This window comes from Halomonas sp. MCCC 1A11062 (assembly GCF_021404355.1).
In the GTDB taxonomy this organism is placed as follows: domain Bacteria; phylum Pseudomonadota; class Gammaproteobacteria; order Pseudomonadales; family Halomonadaceae; genus Halomonas; species Halomonas aerodenitrificans.
Map to the genome: position 1 here is coordinate 1 of NZ_JABFTW010000079.1, position 327 is coordinate 327.

Below are 327 nucleotides of genomic sequence, written 5' to 3' on the forward strand. Positions count from 1 at the left end.
TGGCGGCCAGCATCACCGAGACGATGACCACGGTCAGCGCCAGGCCGCCGCGCAGGTTGGCCAGCAGCAGACGCATCACCGCGAACATCTTCTCGGTGACCCCGGAGTCGTTGAGAAAGCGCGCCATCAGCACGAACAGCGGAATGGCCACCAGGACGTAGTTGTCCATGGCGTTGCCGTAGATGTTGTTGATGATGGTGCCGAGTACGCGCTCGCCCGGGCCCAGGTAGGCGCCGATGACGGCCACGCCGCCCAGCACGAAGGCCAGCGGATGGCCCATGAACAGGCCGATCAGCAGCCCGCCGAACATCACCAGGGTGAGCAGTT

At 65.1% G+C, this 327-nt stretch carries 1 protein-coding gene; it reads right to left on the minus strand.

Annotated elements, in window-relative coordinates; translation table 11 throughout:
• Window positions 1–325: TRAP transporter large permease subunit (locus tag HOP58_RS23315; protein ID WP_234261934.1), on the minus strand; the 325-nt coding region annotated here is incomplete at its 3' end.
• Between the last annotated feature and the right edge of the window lie 2 nt (window positions 326–327).